Genomic DNA, 1,188 nt, shown 5'->3' with positions numbered 1-1,188 from the left:
CTGCGGGACGCCAAGAACGTCCGGGGCCTGGGCATCGAACACGACGAGGACGAGGTCGTGGCCTGCGTTGCCCAGGGCCTGTCCGTCATTCACGGCGACATCAACGCCGAGCTGCCCGGCTTTGCCGACCACGCCTTTGATTATGTCGTGGTCAGCCAGACTTTGCAGCAGGCCTATGCGCCCACGGAACTCATCCGGCAGATGCTCAGGGTGGGACGGCTTGGCATTGTCAGCTTTCCCAATTTCTGTTGTTTGCCGGTGCGGCTGCAGATGGCCTTTTCCGGTCACGTGCCGGTTACGCCGGAGTTGCCGTACCAGTGGTACAACACGCCCAACATCCGCGTGCTGAGTCTGAACGACTTCAGGGCCTATGCCCGGGCCGTGCCCTTTGCCGTCAAGCGTGCCCTGGCCGTCAATCCGTTTGGCGACGGCTCCTTCCGGGAGGTCCGCTTCTGGCCCAATCTGCTGGCGGCATATGGCGTTTTCATGATAACCGCGCCCACGACGCGCTGATCCGAATCGGCAAGGAGGAACCATGCACAGATTCGAAACCAAGGCCCTGCATCACGGTCACACCCCGGATGCCACGGGCAGCCGGGCCGTGCCCGTGCACCGCACGGCCGCCTATATGTTCAAGGACACGGCCCACGCCGCCGATCTTTTTGCCCTGCGCCGGGCCGGGCACATTTACAGCCGCCTGGGCAATCCGACCCAGGAAGTCCTGGAAACGCGCCTGGCCGAACTGGAAGGGGGCAAGGCCGCCCTGGCTTTGGCTTCGGGCACGGCGGCCATTCACTACACAATCATCAATATCTGCCGTCAGGGTGACGAGTTGGTGTCCTCGTCCACGCTCTATGGTGGCACGCACACCATGTTTGCCTCCATCCTGCCCGAGGCCGGGATCACCACCCGCTTCGTGGACATCCATGACATGGACGCGGTGGCGGCGGCCATCACCGCGCGCACCCGTCTCATCTATACCGAGGTCATCGGCAATCCGGCTCTCGACGTGGCCAACATCGAGGCCCTGGCCGAGGTCGCTCACGCCCATGGTCTGCCCCTGGTGGTGGATGCCACGTTTGTCACGCCCTATCTGTTTCGACCCCTGGAATACGGGGCGGACATCGTCATCCATTCCCTGACCAAATGGATCGGCGGCCACGGCACGGCCATCGGCGGGGCGGTCAT

At 63.6% G+C, this 1,188-nt stretch carries 2 protein-coding genes; both read left to right on the top strand.

All coding sequences use genetic code 11. The features are described 5' to 3' along the window. Positions 1 to 513: methyltransferase domain-containing protein (locus tag EOL86_15280; GenBank protein ID NCD26932.1), on the top strand; the 513-nt coding region annotated here is incomplete at its 5' end. Between the two features lie 22 nt (positions 514 to 535). Continuing rightward, positions 536 to 1,188: O-acetylhomoserine aminocarboxypropyltransferase/cysteine synthase (locus EOL86_15275; GenBank protein NCD26931.1), on the top strand; the 653-nt coding region annotated here is incomplete at its 3' end.

It is taken from the genome of Deltaproteobacteria bacterium, from assembly GCA_009930495.1.
In the GTDB taxonomy this organism is placed as follows: Bacteria; Desulfobacterota; Desulfovibrionia; order Desulfovibrionales; family Desulfomicrobiaceae; genus Desulfomicrobium.
The sequence above is the reverse complement of the archived record's forward strand: the minus strand, read 5'-3'. Positions and strand labels throughout refer to the sequence as shown.